16 protein-coding genes and 1 pseudogene are annotated in these 15,206 nt (G+C 65.1%); 7 read left to right on the top strand and 10 right to left on the bottom strand.

Features of this window, described 5'->3' with window-relative positions; translation table 11 throughout:
• Nucleotides 1–9: 9 nt before the first annotated feature.
• Entirely contained in the window at nucleotides 10–588 is a 579-nt protein-coding gene (locus tag ACFLEY_RS16865) for an Hpt domain-containing protein (protein ID WP_011088266.1), read from the top strand.
• A 177-nt stretch (nucleotides 589–765) separates the two neighbouring features.
• On the opposite strand, the gene ACFLEY_RS16860 is transcribed toward ACFLEY_RS16865, so the two are convergent.
• The 4 genes from ACFLEY_RS16860 to folE all read right to left on the bottom strand — a co-directional run bounded on the left by ACFLEY_RS16860 (nucleotide 766) and on the right by folE (nucleotide 4,518).
• Nucleotides 766–1,941: a DUF2336 domain-containing protein gene (locus ACFLEY_RS16860; RefSeq protein ID WP_211433595.1), complete on the bottom strand. Its 1,176-nt coding sequence runs from the start codon at nucleotides 1,939–1,941 to the stop codon at nucleotides 766–768.
• Between the two features lie 171 nt (nucleotides 1,942–2,112).
• A complete protein-coding gene (locus ACFLEY_RS16855) occupies nucleotides 2,113–3,192 on the bottom strand; it encodes a transglycosylase (RefSeq protein WP_060912593.1) in 1,080 nt (359 codons plus the stop codon).
• 186 nt (nucleotides 3,193–3,378) lie between these two features.
• Nucleotides 3,379–3,801 carry a phosphoribosyl-AMP cyclohydrolase gene (gene hisI / locus ACFLEY_RS16850; RefSeq protein ID WP_060908026.1) on the bottom strand — a complete coding sequence of 141 codons (423 nt, stop codon included), beginning with the start codon at nucleotides 3,799–3,801 and terminating at the stop codon, nucleotides 3,379–3,381.
• A 27-nt stretch (nucleotides 3,802–3,828) separates the two neighbouring features.
• Nucleotides 3,829–4,518, bottom strand: coding sequence for a GTP cyclohydrolase I FolE (gene folE, locus ACFLEY_RS16845; RefSeq protein WP_011088270.1), 690 nt, complete (start codon nucleotides 4,516–4,518; stop codon nucleotides 3,829–3,831).
• Nucleotides 4,519–4,759: 241 nt separating this feature from the next.
• Between folE and ACFLEY_RS16840 the strand changes: the two genes are divergently transcribed.
• Complete coding sequence (locus ACFLEY_RS16840; protein WP_060908027.1) at nucleotides 4,760–5,215, top strand: iron-sulfur cluster assembly scaffold protein; 456 nt, start codon at nucleotides 4,760–4,762, stop codon at nucleotides 5,213–5,215.
• A gap of 118 nt (nucleotides 5,216–5,333) precedes the next feature.
• On the opposite strand, the gene ACFLEY_RS16835 is transcribed toward ACFLEY_RS16840, so the two are convergent.
• Nucleotides 5,334–6,233, bottom strand: coding sequence for a hypothetical protein (locus ACFLEY_RS16835; RefSeq protein ID WP_060908028.1), 900 nt, complete (start codon nucleotides 6,231–6,233; stop codon nucleotides 5,334–5,336).
• 248 nt (nucleotides 6,234–6,481) lie between these two features.
• Here ACFLEY_RS16835 and yidD point away from each other — a divergent pair, with 248 nt between their 5' ends.
• Nucleotides 6,482–6,820: a membrane protein insertion efficiency factor YidD gene (gene yidD / locus ACFLEY_RS16830; protein ID WP_060908029.1), complete on the top strand. Its 339-nt coding sequence runs from the start codon at nucleotides 6,482–6,484 to the stop codon at nucleotides 6,818–6,820.
• Between the two features lie 90 nt (nucleotides 6,821–6,910).
• The gene (locus ACFLEY_RS16825; RefSeq protein ID WP_038967523.1) at nucleotides 6,911–7,123 is read left to right on the top strand and encodes a hypothetical protein; all 213 of its coding nucleotides are present in this window, start codon (nucleotides 6,911–6,913) and stop codon (nucleotides 7,121–7,123) included.
• Between the two features lies 1 nt (nucleotide 7,124).
• Here ACFLEY_RS16825 and ACFLEY_RS16820 read toward each other — a convergent pair whose 3' ends face one another.
• From ACFLEY_RS16820 to ACFLEY_RS16810, 3 genes and pseudogenes are all read right to left on the bottom strand, one after another.
• Nucleotides 7,125–8,081: a PDR/VanB family oxidoreductase gene (locus tag ACFLEY_RS16820; RefSeq protein WP_060908030.1), complete on the bottom strand. Its 957-nt coding sequence runs from the start codon at nucleotides 8,079–8,081 to the stop codon at nucleotides 7,125–7,127.
• Nucleotides 8,078–8,599, bottom strand: coding sequence for an MOSC domain-containing protein (locus ACFLEY_RS16815; RefSeq protein ID WP_011088276.1), 522 nt, complete (start codon nucleotides 8,597–8,599; stop codon nucleotides 8,078–8,080). The genes ACFLEY_RS16820 and ACFLEY_RS16815 overlap by 4 nt, the downstream gene beginning before the upstream one ends.
• Nucleotides 8,600–8,654: 55 nt before the next feature.
• Nucleotides 8,655–9,967, bottom strand: a pseudogene (locus ACFLEY_RS16810) (MFS transporter).
• A 125-nt stretch (nucleotides 9,968–10,092) separates the two neighbouring features.
• Between ACFLEY_RS16810 and ACFLEY_RS16805 the strand changes: the two are divergent.
• The gene (locus tag ACFLEY_RS16805) at nucleotides 10,093–10,287 is read left to right on the top strand and encodes a hypothetical protein (RefSeq protein ID WP_396604700.1); all 195 of its coding nucleotides are present in this window, start codon (nucleotides 10,093–10,095) and stop codon (nucleotides 10,285–10,287) included.
• A gap of 36 nt (nucleotides 10,288–10,323) precedes the next feature.
• Nucleotides 10,324–10,887 (top strand): helix-turn-helix domain-containing protein, encoded by a 564-nt coding sequence (locus ACFLEY_RS16800; protein WP_027549058.1) that lies wholly within the window; start codon nucleotides 10,324–10,326, stop codon nucleotides 10,885–10,887.
• A gap of 21 nt (nucleotides 10,888–10,908) precedes the next feature.
• On the opposite strand, the gene ACFLEY_RS16795 is transcribed toward ACFLEY_RS16800, so the two are convergent.
• Both ACFLEY_RS16795 and ACFLEY_RS16790 read right to left on the bottom strand, forming a co-directional pair.
• Entirely contained in the window at nucleotides 10,909–12,120 is a 1,212-nt protein-coding gene (locus tag ACFLEY_RS16795; RefSeq protein WP_011088279.1) for a hypothetical protein, read from the bottom strand.
• A 2-nt stretch (nucleotides 12,121–12,122) separates the two neighbouring features.
• Nucleotides 12,123–13,490 carry an amino acid permease gene (locus ACFLEY_RS16790; RefSeq protein ID WP_060908032.1) on the bottom strand — a complete coding sequence of 456 codons (1,368 nt, stop codon included), beginning with the start codon at nucleotides 13,488–13,490 and terminating at the stop codon, nucleotides 12,123–12,125.
• A 328-nt stretch (nucleotides 13,491–13,818) separates the two neighbouring features.
• On the opposite strand from ACFLEY_RS16790, the gene ACFLEY_RS16785 reads away from it, so the two are divergent.
• On the top strand, nucleotides 13,819–15,144 hold the full coding sequence (locus tag ACFLEY_RS16785; RefSeq protein ID WP_211433593.1) for an alpha/beta hydrolase: 1,326 nt from the start codon (nucleotides 13,819–13,821) through the stop codon (nucleotides 15,142–15,144).
• Nucleotides 15,145–15,206: the final 62 nt, after the last annotated feature.

The raw sequence follows: 15,206 nt of genomic DNA, 5'->3' as shown, positions 1-15,206 counted from the left end.
GCAGGTATCATGGCGAAGAACAGCGCAAAGGACATCGAGGTCACGGCCTTCGCCACGCATCAAATCATCACGCAGCCCAATCCGCTGCGCAGGGTTCTGCGTCGTGTCGAAGAAAAGGACCTGGACGACCCGGTCAGCCGCGCCGAGCAGGCGCTCGCCGGCCTCGCCGGCGAGTTCAAGGACTGGATGACGACAGAGGTCAACCGCCTGTCCGCCGCCTACGTCGCCATCCGCCATGACGGCTTCACCAAGGACAGGCGCGACGAGCTGTTCCGCGCCGCACACGACATCAAGGGCGACGCTGCGACATTCGGCTACCCGGCCGCGGCGGGCGTCGCCGAGAGCCTGTGCCGCGTCATCGAGCACGCGCCCGATCTCGAAAGGGTGCCGGCCGAGCTGTTCACGCACCATATCAACGCCATCCTGGCCATCGTGCACGAGAACACCAAGCTCGACAGCATCAGCGTCTCCGCCGAGCTCAGCCGGCGCCTGCGCAAGGTCGCCGACGACTACCTCGCCGACGTCAACCGCGACCGCCCCGAGCACCTTGAGGTGATCCTGGCGCCGAGCATCGTGCCGGCGGAGTAAACACTCTCGCGTCTTGTTATTGCGAGCTCAGCGAAGCAATGACGGGGCCTCAGGCTGCTCCATCGACACGACCAGAACGAAGGATGGGCAAAGCGAAGCGTGCCCCCCAATCAACATGAGCTGCGTGGAGAGATGGTGGGCACGGCGCTACGCGCCTTTGCCCACCCTACGGCGTCTCTACGCGGCGATCAGATCGTCATAAACCGGATCGACCGTGTCGTCCGCGACCAGCTCGTCGCAGAACAGCCTTGCCTCTTCGCGCGCAGATTCGGTGGCGAAGCGGCGGAGCAGGACCATCAGCGGCTCGGTGGCGCCGCGGTCGGTCTCGCAATGGGTGAGCACGCGCTCGACCATGCGCCGGCGCAGCCGCACCGCGCCGTCGTCGCTGTCGACGAAGCCCTGCTCGTGGCAGGCATCGAGCGCCACCTGGAACGCCGCAAACGTCGCCTCGGGAAGCCCGGCGCGGCGGAGCAGCGCGTGCAGGCTGTTGCCGCCGCGGTCGTGCAGCAGCGCGGTGACGCGCGCCAGCGGCAAATCGGCGAGTTCAGCCAGCGCGGCGTCGAACAGGTCGAGATTGCTCGACAGCAGCGCGCGCAGGATCAGGCCCGCGGTCAGCTGGCCGGTGACGCGCAAATGATGCACCAGCCCCTGCATGTCCTCGCCGCGCGAGCGCGCCGCGATGGTGATGGTGGAGCGGTCGCGCGCCTCGATGGTGATGCGGTCGGCGCGATCGGCACTCAGCCAGTTCCGCGCGACGACGAATTGCGCCAGCGTCTCGGAGAGCTTTGCCACCAGCGCCGCGCGCGTTGCGGCCGGCAGATCCTCCAGCACCAGCATCGCCTCGCGGATCGCGGCGAGATGGCCGTGGCGCTCGACGATGCGGTTCCAGGAGAACGGCGCGAGCTCGGCGTGGGAATTCTCGATCAGCTCGAGCGCTGCCGCCGCGCAGCCGACTTCGGCGATGGCGGCGCAGACCGACACCGGCAGCGCGATGCGGCGCGCGACCGCGCACTGCACCTCGTCGTTGCCGGTTGCGACGATGTCGACGAGATCGGCATCGATCAGCAGCGGAGAATGCTCGAGCACGGGCAGCGCGACGGTCGGCTGGTCCGCCGACAGCGCCCGCACGATCGCCGCCGGGGCATCCGTGCTGCGCGCAAAGGCCTCCGCCATCGCCTGCCGCACCAGCGGCGAGGGATCGTCGAGCAGCATCAGAAGCGCGCCTTCGGCGGCGACGCGATCGTCATGGGACAAGTCTGAGATCAGCCAGGCCCGGGCCAGTGCCCGTGTTGCCTCGGCCCGCTCACCGGCGGGCGCCGTCCTGATCCAATTGATGAACTGCCGAACAATCATGCTGCTTCCGGCTTACACAACAAACGAAAATGGTGACGGCTCGTCACCTGCAACACAAAATAAACCACGACGCTTAACAAAGCGTTCACCATAACTGGCTGGTTTTATTGACGTTTTGTTAAGGGAACCAAGGCGGCCTGTTGACGTGCCCCGGACGCGAAAGGCGAAATGTCAGCTCGAGAACGTGCCGCTGCGATCGCTGAAGAGATCGAGCGGCTGCGGCGGCCGCACATCCGGCGTCGCCGATGCGACCGAGGTCGCGGGCGCGACCGAGGTGAGCGAGGCGTTGTTGCCCCACAATTTCTGCACCGTCGTCGAGACCGGCTGCGTGGCATCGCCGGGCTGATAGATTGAACGGAAGGCCGGCGCGACCGGTGCATTGTCCGCGACTGTCGTCGAGGATGTCGCGCTCACCGGCGTCACGCCGCGCGCATCCGGAAAGGTCTGGAGATAAGCGGCGTTGTCGATCACCGGCGTGGTGGGCAGCACGGCATTTGCACTCGCGACCTGCGTCGTCGACGGCGTGGCGCCATACATCGCCATCGCGCTGCGCGTGGTCTTCGAATTTGCAGCGCTCGCATAGCGCGCGTCCAGCACCGAATAGACTTCGGAGACACTGCGGGCGCGGCCATCCCTGGCGTAGAAGATCGAACGGTTGGCGGATGCCGCGTTGGGAAACAGCCGCGCGCCGACCGCTTGCGGATTGTCCTCGGCATTGGCGATCAGTTTTGCGGCGCCGCCGACGCCCATGAAATGCGCCATGTAGAGTTCGCTGTCGGACGGCCTGCGGCCGAGCAGACCGGTGAGCTTGAAGCTGTTCGACTGCGTCAGCGCCGCCGCCATGCTCGAGGCAGCCTCCGGGTCGTCGCGCAGCTTCATGATCGACCGCTTCGTCACGGGATCGTCGACGGTGTAGGTGCCCGACGAGGTCCTGGTGATGGCGTCGGCGTAGTTGCCATAGCCGAGCTGGGTCCCCGCCTCCTTCACCGTGCCGAGCCAGGTCTGGTCGATGAACTGGTAAAGCCCGTGCGCGGACGATGTCGTGGCCCCCGCCGTCGGATCGAAATCCGATTCCATCTTTGCGGTGGTCAGCATGTATTGGAAGCTGACGCCACTGACGTTCGAGGCCTGCTTGATCGCACCGGCGACACGCGCCCGCGACGGATCGAGAACCGCCGTCTGAGAGGCACTGGAATTGTCGACCGACATGATGAAGTGCCCGCCCCGCGCGGCGTTGAGCGACGCCGGCAATTCGGCGTCCTGTCGTCTCACCGTGAGACAGGTATGGTTAATGCGGGGTTAATTCGGGGATCGCCCCCCTCCCCAAGTCATTCCGGGGCATCGCGAAGCGATGAGCCCGGAATCGATCCAACCCCGCGTGATGCCGCACGATGGATTCCGGGTTCGTGCTGCGCACGCCCCGGAATGACAGAGGGGCTACTTCTTGTAGACCGCGTCCGGATCGAACAGCCTGTCGGCGTCGACAAAGACCAGTTTCGCTCCCCCGTCCTCGGCCTCGACCTTGCGGTAGAAGCAGGACCGGCGGCCGGTGTGGCAGGCCGCGCCGATCTGCTCGACGCGGATCCAGACCGCGTCCTGGTCGCAATCGGTACGCATCTCGACCACGCGCTGGGTCTGACCCGATGTCTCACCTTTTCGCCACAAGGCATTGCGCGAGCGGCTGAAGTACCAGGCCTCGCCGGTCGCGATCGTCTTGCGCAGTGCCTCGTCGTTCATGTGGGCGACCATGAGCACGTCGCCGGTGGCGACGTCGGTCGCCACGCATGTCACGAGGCCGCTTGCGTCGAAGCGCGGCTGGAAGGATATCCCTTCCTCGATCTCATGGGAGTGAGCGGACACAGGAACCTCGCCAGTCAACTCGCGAGGTCAGCGCGTGCCTCGCACCAGGGACAGGAAACGGGCCTGCTCCGCCGGATTGTCGCGGAACATGCCGGTAAAGCGGCTGGTGAACGTGGAAGCGCCATGCTTGGCGACGCCGCGCACCGACATGCAGGTATGCTCGGCCTCGATCAGCACGGCAACGCCGCGGGGCTTCAGGACCTCGTCGATGGCCGCGGCAATCTGCGCCGTCAGATGCTCCTGGGTCTGGAGCCTGCGGGCGAAGATATCCGTCAGGCGGGCAAGCTTCGACAGGCCGACGACGCGCTCCACCGGCGTATAGGCGATGTGCGCCTTGCCGTAGAACGGCATCATGTGGTGCTCGCACTGCGAGGTGAACTCGATATCGCGCACCAGCACGAAGTCGTCATAGCCGGCGGTCTCGCCAAAGGTGCGGTCGAGCACCTCGGCCGGGCATTGGTGGTAGCCCTGATAGAGCTCGTCGAAGGCCTCGACCACGCGGCGCGGCGTGTCCAAGAGACCCTCGCGCTCGGTGTTCTCGCCGATATAGGCCAGCAGCGTCTTCACCGCCGCTTCCGCCTGCGCGCGCGCGGGGCGCGGCTGGTCGGCGCGGACGGCGGCCGCGAGGAATTCGGCAGGGTCAAGCTCGGCCGGGCGGCTCTCGGGCTGCCGGTCGGAGGGCTTGCTCGGGCGGATGGATTTGATCGTAGCGTCCATATCGACTCCGTTCGACGGCCTTGCGGCCGGAGTGTCACCGGCAGACGGGGCGGCAAGCCGCCGGACGCCTGAAGACTACAGTTTTGGCGAAAAAGGTCCGCAATCTCTGACGTCGCCCGCGTGGTCCTGGATCACCACTGCCGGGCCGCTGGACTGTTTTTCCACCCGTTCCGACCCTATATAGGACCCTGGACGGCGCCCGCCAAGGCCGATCCGGTGCGGAAGTGTTGGACTCCATCACATGCTGAACGACATTTATAACAAGCGGATCATCGAGTTGGCCGGGAATATTCCGCGCCTCGGGCGGCTGTCCGCCCCCGATGCCACCGCGACCGCCCACTCCAAATTGTGCGGCTCGACCGTGAAGGTCGATCTCAAGATGAACGGCGACACCGTCACCGACTTCGCCCATGACGTGAAGGCCTGTGCGCTCGGACAGGCCTCCTCATCCATCATGGCAAGTCACGTCGTCGGCTCGACCGCGAGTGAACTCCGTGAGTTACGCGAAACCGTTCGCAAGATGCTCAAGGAGAACGGCGCGCCTCCTGAAGGCAAATGGGAAGAGATCAAGTTCCTCGAGCCGGTGCGCGACTACAAGGCGCGACATGCCTCGACGCTCCTGACCTTCGATGCCGTCGTCGATGCCATCGGTCAGATCGAGGCCAAGGCGAAGCAGCCGGCAACGGCGCAGGGCTGAACCGCCCGCGTCATTCCGGGGCGTCGCAAAGCGACGAACCCGGAATCCGGAGATTACAGCGCGAGATTCCGGGTTCGCGCTACGCGCGCCCCGGAATGGACTGCCAAGATTTAAGATCCTACTTCGGCGAGGCCGCGCTTGGCGTCGCCACCCCACCCGTCGGCACCACGGCTTCCGCCGTCTTGGTCGACTTGGCCGGCTGCTCCGGTTCCACACCGAACCTGGCCTGCGTCTTCGGCGCCAGCTCCGCCATGGCCGGCGCTGTGACGTCCACATGCGGCAGCACGTCGGCCACCAGATCCGTCGTCACGAGATTGGTGAGCTTGAGCTCTCCGGTGTCCAGCTCATGCAGATCTTCCCAGGGCGGGACGCTGAGCGCGAGCGACAAAAGATCGCCGACGCCGCCCATGTCGAAGGTGTATTTGGCGAGCCGGCCGATGTCGCGTTCCACGATCATCAGGTCCTGCGCGCTGTAGTTCGCCGCCTTGGCATCGTCGGCGCGATCGCCCATCCAGATCTGGTGGACGCGGACATGGGCGGCGTCCGGCACGTAGCGCTTCTTGCCGGCCAGCAGCAGGAACACGCACATGGATTCGCAATAGGCCTCGGGCGCGACCGCCGGACGGGCCGACTGCCCGCCGCGGTTCTGAACGCTGATGCCGACCGTGGTCAAAAGCCCGAGATTGCGGAAGCGCCTGCCGAGCGTGATCGCGTCGTTGACCGAACCGCCGCTGGAATCGAGCACGACAGTGGCGCCGCCGAGCTGGCGCCCGCGCGAAAACTCCTCAAAGTCCTTAGGCGTATCGGCGGTGATGATGCCAACCGCACTGACCCAGCCGCGGCAGTTCGGCTCGCAGGCGACCCAGCTGAACTTCATCGGCAGCTTGCGCTCTTCGAGGGCCGCGCCAGCGTGAGCCTTGGTGCCGGTCGTAGCGACAGCTCCGGTCAGGGCGATGCCGAATGCGGCGGCCCCAAGCACCAACCAGCCGCGACGATCAAGGGAGTTCAGAAGTCTCAATCTGGTTCCTTCCCCAAGCCCCAAAGGTCCCCCAACAATCCCCGGTAGCGCCCTCTGAGTCCATCATACAGGCGTATGTTTCTACACTCGGGCGTCATAAAAATGGTATCCGGGGGAATACAGATCGTCCACAGGTACTTGCTGCACTGCTCCCAAAAAGCACGTAAAATATGGCGCGCACACAACAGCTTGCTGTTCCCTGCTCGGGAACCGCGCAACACCTCGCTTAACGTCGCAGCAAAGCGCACATGAAGCATTCAGCCTGCGAGCATTGTTCCACTCCCGTCGAGGGCGCGCTTCGCCTCCTGCGCAGATTCGGTCGCGCGCTGATCTGGCTCTACCGCCATACACTCTCGCCGCTGGTCGGCTACAACTGCCGGCATTTGCCGACCTGCTCCGTCTACGGCGACGAGGCGATCGAACGTTTCGGGCTCTGGGCCGGTGGCTGGATGACGCTCGCGCGCCTGCTTCGCTGCAATCCGTTCGGCACGTCGGGCATCGACAACGTGCCCCTCGCCGCGCCGCAAGACGCACGCTGGTATCTGCCCTGGCGCTACGGCCGCTGGCGCGGCGTCAACGCACCCTAAGTTTGTTGCGGTGCTTGCGCATCGCTGCCCTGAGTGGAACCGGAACTTTCTCCTCGCGTTGTTTTGATGCTCCCGCGGGAGGAAACAACAATGCGCTGGAAAATCAGCCCTCATCTTCACTTCAGACTTGGTCCGCATCCCAAATTCAGTCCAAGGGGGCACGATCCAAGAACAATCGATGTGCTCGCCATGGTCGCCCTGCTGGCGCTCGTGCTCGGCTCCGGCTGGTATCTGGCGACAAGCTTGGCCACGCCGCCCAGCAACACGGCGTTCATCGTGCCGAGCCAGAGCGTGCACTGGTAGCTCAGAGATCCAGCACCAGCCGCTCCGCGTCTGATCCGGCGACGCAAACCATGAGATAGCGCTCGCGCTCATATGGCGACAGGATGCGGTCGCGGTGCACGGGCTTGCCCTCGATCCATCCGACCTTGCAGGCGCCGCAGATGCCCCCGCAGCAGGAGGTTGCGATGTCGATGCCTCCTTCCTGCAACGCGGCCAGCATGGTCTGGCCGGCGCGGACCTGGATCTCGGCGCCCGAGCGCGCCAGTGACAGCGTGAAGGGCTTTGTGTCCGGATCGATGACCGGCGGCGGCGCGACGAAACGCTCGATATGGACATTGGCGGCTGGCCAGCCTGCGGTGACCTGCTCGAAATCCTCAGTCATGCCTTCCGGCCCGCAACAGGCGACCAGCGTGTCCGCCCCGCCCTCCCCGATGAGCGCAGCGAGATCAGGACGCCCGGCCCGGGACGTGCAGTGCACGACGACACGGCCCGCGTCGATCAGTGGCGCGAGATGCGCGGCGAGCGGCACCTCCTCGCGCACGATCAGATGCAGCACGAAGCCGGCATCGCCCGTCTGCACGAGGTGCCGCGCCATCGACAGGAACGGCGTCACGCCGATGCCGCCCGCGATGAACAAATGGCGCGCAATGCCTGCACCGGGATCGAGCCCGCCGCGCGGCAACGAGACGCCGATCACGTCGCCAATACCGACCTCATCGTGAAGCGCGCGCGAACCGCCACGCCCATCAGCCTCACGCTTGACCGCAACAACATAGCGCGCATTGTCGGCGGGCTCGTTGCACAGTGAGTAGGTGCGGACAAGTCCGTTCGGCAGATGCAGGTCGATATGCGCGCCGGGCTTGAAGGGCGGCAGCTCCCAGCGATCGGGGTCGGCCAGCGTGAACAGTTTTGTGCCTGCCCCCGCCTCCTCGATGCCGGTGACGATCGTCTTGATCGTCGTGATCGGACGCACCTTCATGCCGCGTTCCGCACGGTATCGCCGACCTTGACGATGCCGCCTTGCAGGATCTTGCAGTTCAGGCCGGAGCGATTGATGAGGGGATCGAAGATGGCCTTGCCGGTGATCTCCTCGATATGCCGGCACGGCACCGACAGCCGGGTTGCTTCCAGCAGGGTTTCCCCGAGCCAGAAGCGGCGGCCGACCAGATGGTTCAGCGGCACGCCTTCGACCGTGACGTTGCGCCGATGCTCCTCCGGGCCGAGCTCGATGCCGGCATCACGCTTGAGCGCGACCAGCGTCTCGAGCTCGAACAGGGTGACCTGCCGGCCTTCTTCCGGCTTGTGCGAATAAAAACCCTCCTCGTTGCCGATCATGTAGCGGTCGCCCCCGATCCCCCGGCCTGCGACGAGCGTGATCGTTTCCACTGCGCGCATCGGCAGGAACGCACGCGGGGCAAGATGGAGGAAGCGCACCACGCCGGTCCAGCCGAGCTGCGTTGTCGTCTGCGCCGAGCCGGCGCTGATGGTGTCGAGCATGACAAAATCCTTGTGAGAGGCGTTGGCGCGCCGCCGGCAGCGGCGCGCCGCGGGATCAGGTCAGTTCCTTGTTCGCCATTTCCGGCGCGAACGTGGTCGCAGTTGCCGTGATGGCCGCGCAGGCGATCAGCAGCAGCGAGACCGGCCAGGTTGCGCCGCCGCTCCAGGCCATCAGCGACGCCGCGATCAGCGGCGTCAACCCGCCGCTCAGGGCCGCGCCAACCTGAAATCCGAGCGAGGCGCCGCTGTAACGCAGCCGCGCGGAGAACAGCTCGGAGTACCAGGGCGCGCCGATGCCGAACATCACCATCTGGCCGAAGGTGATCGCGACCACGATGGTGCAGATGACGACGGCGGGATCGCGGGTGTTGAGCAGCCAGAACAGCGGAAAGGCAAACAGCGCCGAGAACAGGCAGCTCGCGTAGAACATCGTCTTGCGGCCGACGAGGTCGGACAGCCAGCCGAACAAGGGAATGGCGAGCAGCGCGACCAGCGATGCGGCGAACGCGCCGTTCAGCACCACCGTGCGCGACAGGCCGAGATTAGCCGTGGCGTAGGACATCACGAACACCCCGCCGATGCTGGCATAGGCGATCTCGGAGATCTTCAGACCAACCGCGGTGAAGAACGGCCTGCGGTGATGCCTGAAGATCTCGACCAGCGGCATGCTTGCGACGTCCTTCTTGGCCTGGACCTGACGGAAGGCCGCGGTCTCTTCCATGTTGAGGCGGATGTAGAGCCCGACGCCGACCAGGAGGATCGAGATCAGGAACGGAATGCGCCAGCCGTAAGCCATGAAGTCGCTTTCCGGCAGGCTCGCCACCAGCGCAAACATGCCGATCGCGGCGAGATTGCCGATGGGGTTGCCGACCTGCACCATGCTGCCAGCAGGCCGCGGCGGTGGGTCGGGCAGTTCTCCACCACCATCAGCACCGCCCCGCCCCACTCGCCGCCGAGACCGATGCCCTGGAGGAAACGCAGGCCGATCAGCAGCAGCGGCGCGGCGATGCCGATCTGCTGGTAGGTCGGCAGCAATCCGATCAGGAAGGTGCCGATGCCCATCACCATGATCGTGATCGCGAGCATCGCCTTGCGGCCGACCCGGTCGCCGTAATGGCCGAAGATCGCAGCGCCCAGCGGCCGCGCCAAAAAGCCGACCGCATAGGTGCCGAAGGCGGCGATGGTGGCGAGCGTGGGATTGCCGGCCGCGAAGAAGACCTTGTTGAACACCAGCGCGGTCGCCGTGCCGTAGATGAGGAAATCGTACCATTCGACCGCGGTGCCGATCACGCTCGACCACACGATCCGTCGCAAGCTCGCCGCCTCGTCCGGCGCTACGCTCAGGGTTACGTCGTCTGCTACGGTCATCGATCTCTCCAAAAGGTACCGGCGCCTGGGAAAAGCAGTTGGTTCTGTCGCGGAGCCCATCGGCAGCCGCGGCGGTAAAATCGACCATGTTTACTGTTGGAAATCAACGCCGCGGAACGCGGCAAATGCCGCCGATCGCGGCAGAGCGCATCCATTGCACCATTTTTCGGCTGATTTTCGCGATATACCAGCTTTCATGCCCACAATATCCGCGGCGCTGCTCGAAATTTCCGCGCGATAGTTTTCCTTTGGAATACACCTGGCACGTCCCCGGAACTGCCCTGCGCGCGCCACCGGGCTGGCAGTTCGGCGACATCTGATGCAAAAGAGGCATCAGCAGTTCAGGAGACTCATGCGTGCTTGACGTCAGCAAAGCGACAGCGGTCGGGGCCAATATCCGCCAGGCGCGGATTGCCAAGGGCCTGACGCTGGACCAGCTTGCCAGGCAGAGCGATCTCACGCGCGGCTACATTTCGCTGGTCGAGCGCAACCTCAAGATCCCCTCGCTCGCCGCGCTGCTGCGGATGGCCGCCGCCCTCGAGGTCAACGTCGCGAACTTCTTCGACCCGAACGCCGAGCCCGCGCCGCGCTACACGCTGTTCCGCCGCGAAGGCGGCAATGTCCCGCTGTTCCAGGACACCTTTGGCGTGGTGCCGCTGGCAACCGGCCGCACCCGCAAGATGATGGAGCCGTTCCTCCTCAGCCCGCCGCACAAATCGGCGACGCGCGCCTCGCATGCCGGCGAGGAGCTGCTCTTCGTCGTCAACGGGAAAATTGCGATCAAGCTCGACGGCGAAGAGCTCGTCCTCGGCAAGGGCGATTGTCTGTATTTTTCGGGCGAGACGCCGCACGAGGTCCGGAGCCTCGGCCGGCAGAAGGCGGAGGTTCTGGTCGTTGTCGCCCAGAACGCGACGACGTAACCCCGGACTTCGGCAAATAGCCTAGCGGAACCAGAAGAAACGCCCGGACGGCGGGACGGATTCGGGCGGACGCGGCCGCTTCGGGCGCGGTGGCTTTGGCGTCGGTTCAGCGGACGAGGTGGTCTCCGCCCCCGGCGCGGTGTCGCTTCCCGGCACCTTCACCGACAGCAGCAGATTCGATTCATGCGTGCGCCAGCGATAACCGACGCCGAAATCGATCGGCTGGGCGCGCGCGAACAGTTCGGCATAGCGCTCCTGGTAACGGCCGGGGAATTCGGCGATCGGTCCGAGGTAGCGGCCGAACGGGAAGAACCGCCATTGCCGCGCATTGTAGTTCGCGAGCGGAATGCCGGAATCGTCCTGGATGATGGTGGCGCTGTTGGCCAGTAGCCAGTCGCGGACGACGGTGAAGTTGCCAGAGTGCAAGAGATAGGACGCGCTCTTGAGCAGGCTGTTGCCGGGCCCGAGCGTCTCGCAGAACTTCAGGAATCCAGCCGCGCGCGCGCCGGGATTGGAGAGATCGGTGGAGAAATAATACAGCGTGCGCACTTCACCATCGCTGCCGGCGAAGGTGATGCGGACGCCGCGCGTCGCGTTCGGTCCCGGATTGTCGTTGCCCGCGTGAATCCCGCCCTTGTCGTCGAGCGCAATCATCTCGACGTTGCGGATGGTCTTGCCGGAGCGGGCGAGGAAGACATAGAGGATCGGCAAGGTGCCGTTGACCTGGTTGGCGTGCAGGTCGACCTTCATCTGCTTGGTGATGAAGAAGGAGAAGCTCAGGATCGAGCCGAGCGAGCGTTCGACATTGTAGAGCGCGGCGCCGACCGAACCGCGCGGCAGCCGCGTCAGGTCGGGCACGGCGCCAACCGGCTCCAGTGCACCGAGCACGTAGGTGCTGGCCTTGGAATAGAAGGCGTCGGCGTAGAGGAAGTCCGGGCCGCTGAACATGTAGAACATGGTCGGCCTGGGCGCGGCCAGGTTGACGTCGGACCAGGTGCGGATCTTCGAGAGCTGCCGCTGCTCGAGCTGGGCAAAGGCGCCGTCGAAGAATTTTGCGTGATGCTGCCAGGACGGGTCTCTGGTCAGCGCCACCAGCGGCGAGTCCGCCGATGGCTGCATGCCCGCAAGGAAGCGCGCGGTGTCGTCGAAGGTGACGTCGGCGGCCCGCACGGACGAGACGGCCGCAGCCAGGAGGGCAACAGCGACAGCCGCAATTCTCAAGGGTCGAAACATGTCTATTCGCGATTGTGTGACGTGCCAGCGGCGACCGGCCGCCTGCGGAAAACAGCATAAATCAACAGGCCCGAGAGCATGACGAGCATCCCCGACAGCGACTGCACCGGCCGCTCGGTCAAGAGGTAGTACATCATGAACGCGGTCACGAGCAGGAAAACGAGGGGGGTGAAGGGGTATCCCCAGGCGCGATAGGGCCGCGGCAGGTCAGGATCGGTGATGCGCAGCTTGATCACGCCGGCGACCGTGAAGAACGAGCAGAACAAGAGCGCGAACTGGATGAAGTCGAGCACCGCCTCGAAACTGCGCGTGAACAGCAGCAGGGTCGCGACCGCGAGCTGAAACAGGATGGCATAGGCCGGCGCGCCGCTCGTCGACTTGCGCGAGAACACGCGCAGCGCCGGAATGTCCTCCCCCATCGTCATCATCACGCGCGGACCGATCCACATCATCGCGCTGATCGAGGAGATCAGGCCGACGCAGATCATGGCGCCGACGATCCGGCCGCCGAGGCTGCCGAAGATGGCGCTGCCGGCGACACTGGCGACATCGAGCTGGCCGGCGAGCGCGCCGACCGGCGTGGAGTAGAGAAACACCGCATTCAATGCGACATACAGCACGAGCACGATCAGCGTGCCCGCTAGCAGCGCGCGCGGCAGGTTCTGCTGCGGCATGTTCATCTCGCCGATGATATAGGTCGCCGCATTCCAGCCCGAGAACGAGTACATCACGAAGACGAGGCCTATCGGGAAGGGCGCGCTGACGATATGCGCGAGGTCGCCCGGCTGCGGCGTGAAGGCGATCGGCTGCGGCACGCCGATGATGAAGCCGGCGACCAGGAAGGCGACGATCAGCACGACCTTCAGGATGGTCGAGATCAGCTGGAAGGTCGAGGAGTGCCTGACGCCGGTCAGTTGCACGAGCGAGACCAGCCACACCACGCCGATGGCGAGCGGAATCGGCGGCAGGTCGGGGACGACCGACTTGGCATATTCGCCGAAGGCCATCGCGGCGAGTGCAACCGGCGCGGCAAAGCCGACCGTCGCCGAGACCCAGCCGGCGAGAAAGCCGAAGGCGGGATGATAGGCACGGCCGAGGAAATTGTATTCGCCGCTCGAGCGCGGAAACATCGCGCCGAGCTCGCTGTAGGAGAACACCCCGCACAGTGCGACGATGCCGCCGACGCTCCACAGCAGCAGGATCGAGAAGCCGGACGGGATGTCCTTGACCTGGAAGCCGAGGCTGGTGAAGACGCCGACCCCGATCATGTCGGCAACGACGATGGCGGTTGCGACCAGAACGGAGACACCCGCCCCTCTTCCGGTCAACCGGCCAGTCCAGGGCGCAGTACCCGCATCTGATGCCGTCATCGGGGTCCTTAACCTCAGGCCTCACGTCTCGTGGGAAGCATCGTGCAGTTTGATCCAGTCAATTCAAGCAGGGTTAACAAGGGTTAAATGAGGCAAGGGAAATAGGTATCACGGCACCTTCTTAGCACGGTCCTAGGCGATAAAGCTGCGCAAACACCGGAGAATCCCGTTTCCGATCCCCACAATCACGACACGATTGCGTGGTCCTTTTGAGCGTTCCGGATGTGGGGAAGTTTCTCCGGACACTTAACGTCACCTAAACGCCAGTCGGCTCAATTATCTCAAGATTGCCGCTGGGCTTGTGGTCATGACTTGGGGTCATGGGTGGATGGTCGGGGCCGTTCCGAAAACGAGAGCTGACATTCGTGCCGATCGGACGCCGTCCGATCGGCGCGGTCGTGCGCTCCGGATCGGCATGATCTCAGCCTTGGTGCCGCTGTCGCTCACGCTGGTTCAATGCGGCCAAGCGCCGAATCCGACGGCGCTCGCAGCCAACTCGCAGGCCAATGTCCAGGTCGTCGCCAAGACCAATCCGCAAGTTGCGAGCGGCGACACGCTCGAGGATCGCTTCCCTGCCCCGCAGTTCAAGGAGCGCTTCCCCTCGGTGGGCGAGAGCTTCCTGCAACGGCAGATGTCGGACTTCTCGCCCAAGCGCGCCGTACAGCAGCAGCCGCAGCCGGAGCAGGCACCCTACAAGGTCGCTTCGCTCGCACCGCAGGCGCCCTACCAGCGTCCGCCCCGCGAAGACCTGACGACGCTCGTCAGCATGAAGTCGTCGGCCTTCCCCTATTTCGGCAACAACCCTGCCTCCGACGCGCCGTTCCTCAACATCTCCAAGGGTGACCGCCGCGGCCACCGCAGCTATTCGGGGCGCGTCTACTGGCAGGACGAGACCTACAGCGACAGCCGCGTGCTGGTGCACGTCCCCGAGCATTTCGACGCCCGCAAGCCGGGCGTGATCGTGGTGTTCTTCCACGGCAATGGCGCGACGCTCGAGCGCGATGTGCGCGACCGGCAGCTGGTGCCGCAGCAGATTACCGATTCCGGCGCCAATGCCGTCCTGCTTGCGCCGCAGATGGCCGTCGACGCCGCCGATTCCAGCGCCGGAAAATTCTGGCAGGCGGGCGGCCTCAAGCGCTTCATGGATGAATCGGCCAGCCACCTCGCCCGCCTCACCGGCGATCCCAACAGCGCGCGCGCGTTCGCCAATATGCCGATCGTCATCGTCGGCTATAGCGGCGGCTTCCTGCCGACGGCCTGGAGCCTCGAGGTCGGGGGCATCAGCGACCGCGTCCGCGGCGTCGTGCTGCTCGACGCCGTCTATGGCGAAATGGACAAGTTCGCCTCCTGGATCGCGAGCCACCGCTCGGGCTTCTTCGTCAGCTCCTACACTCACTACACGGCGCGGCGCGACCGCGAGCTGATGAGCATGCTCAGGCAGAAGGGCATCAGCGTCTCCGAGGACATGGACGGCCCCTTGCGTCCCGGCAGCGTGGTGTTCGTCGAAACCGGTGACGGCATCACCCATCGCGACTACGTGAACCGCGCGTGGACGCAGTATCCGCTCAAGGACGTGCTGGTGAAGATGTCGGCGACGCCGGCGCTGGCGCTGACGCGCGTGGCGGCGACCACTCCATCGGCATCGAACCGATAGTCCCGATATTGCGCCGGCCGGTATTTCCGTGTGCTGCCTGCAATTCTCTCAAGCCGTGATCA

Source organism: Bradyrhizobium sp. YCK136, assembly GCF_044570075.1.
Taxonomy (GTDB): domain Bacteria; phylum Pseudomonadota; class Alphaproteobacteria; order Rhizobiales; family Xanthobacteraceae; genus Bradyrhizobium; species Bradyrhizobium diazoefficiens.
Note: the sequence above shows the minus strand (reverse complement) of the source record. Positions and strands in the feature narration are given on the sequence as shown.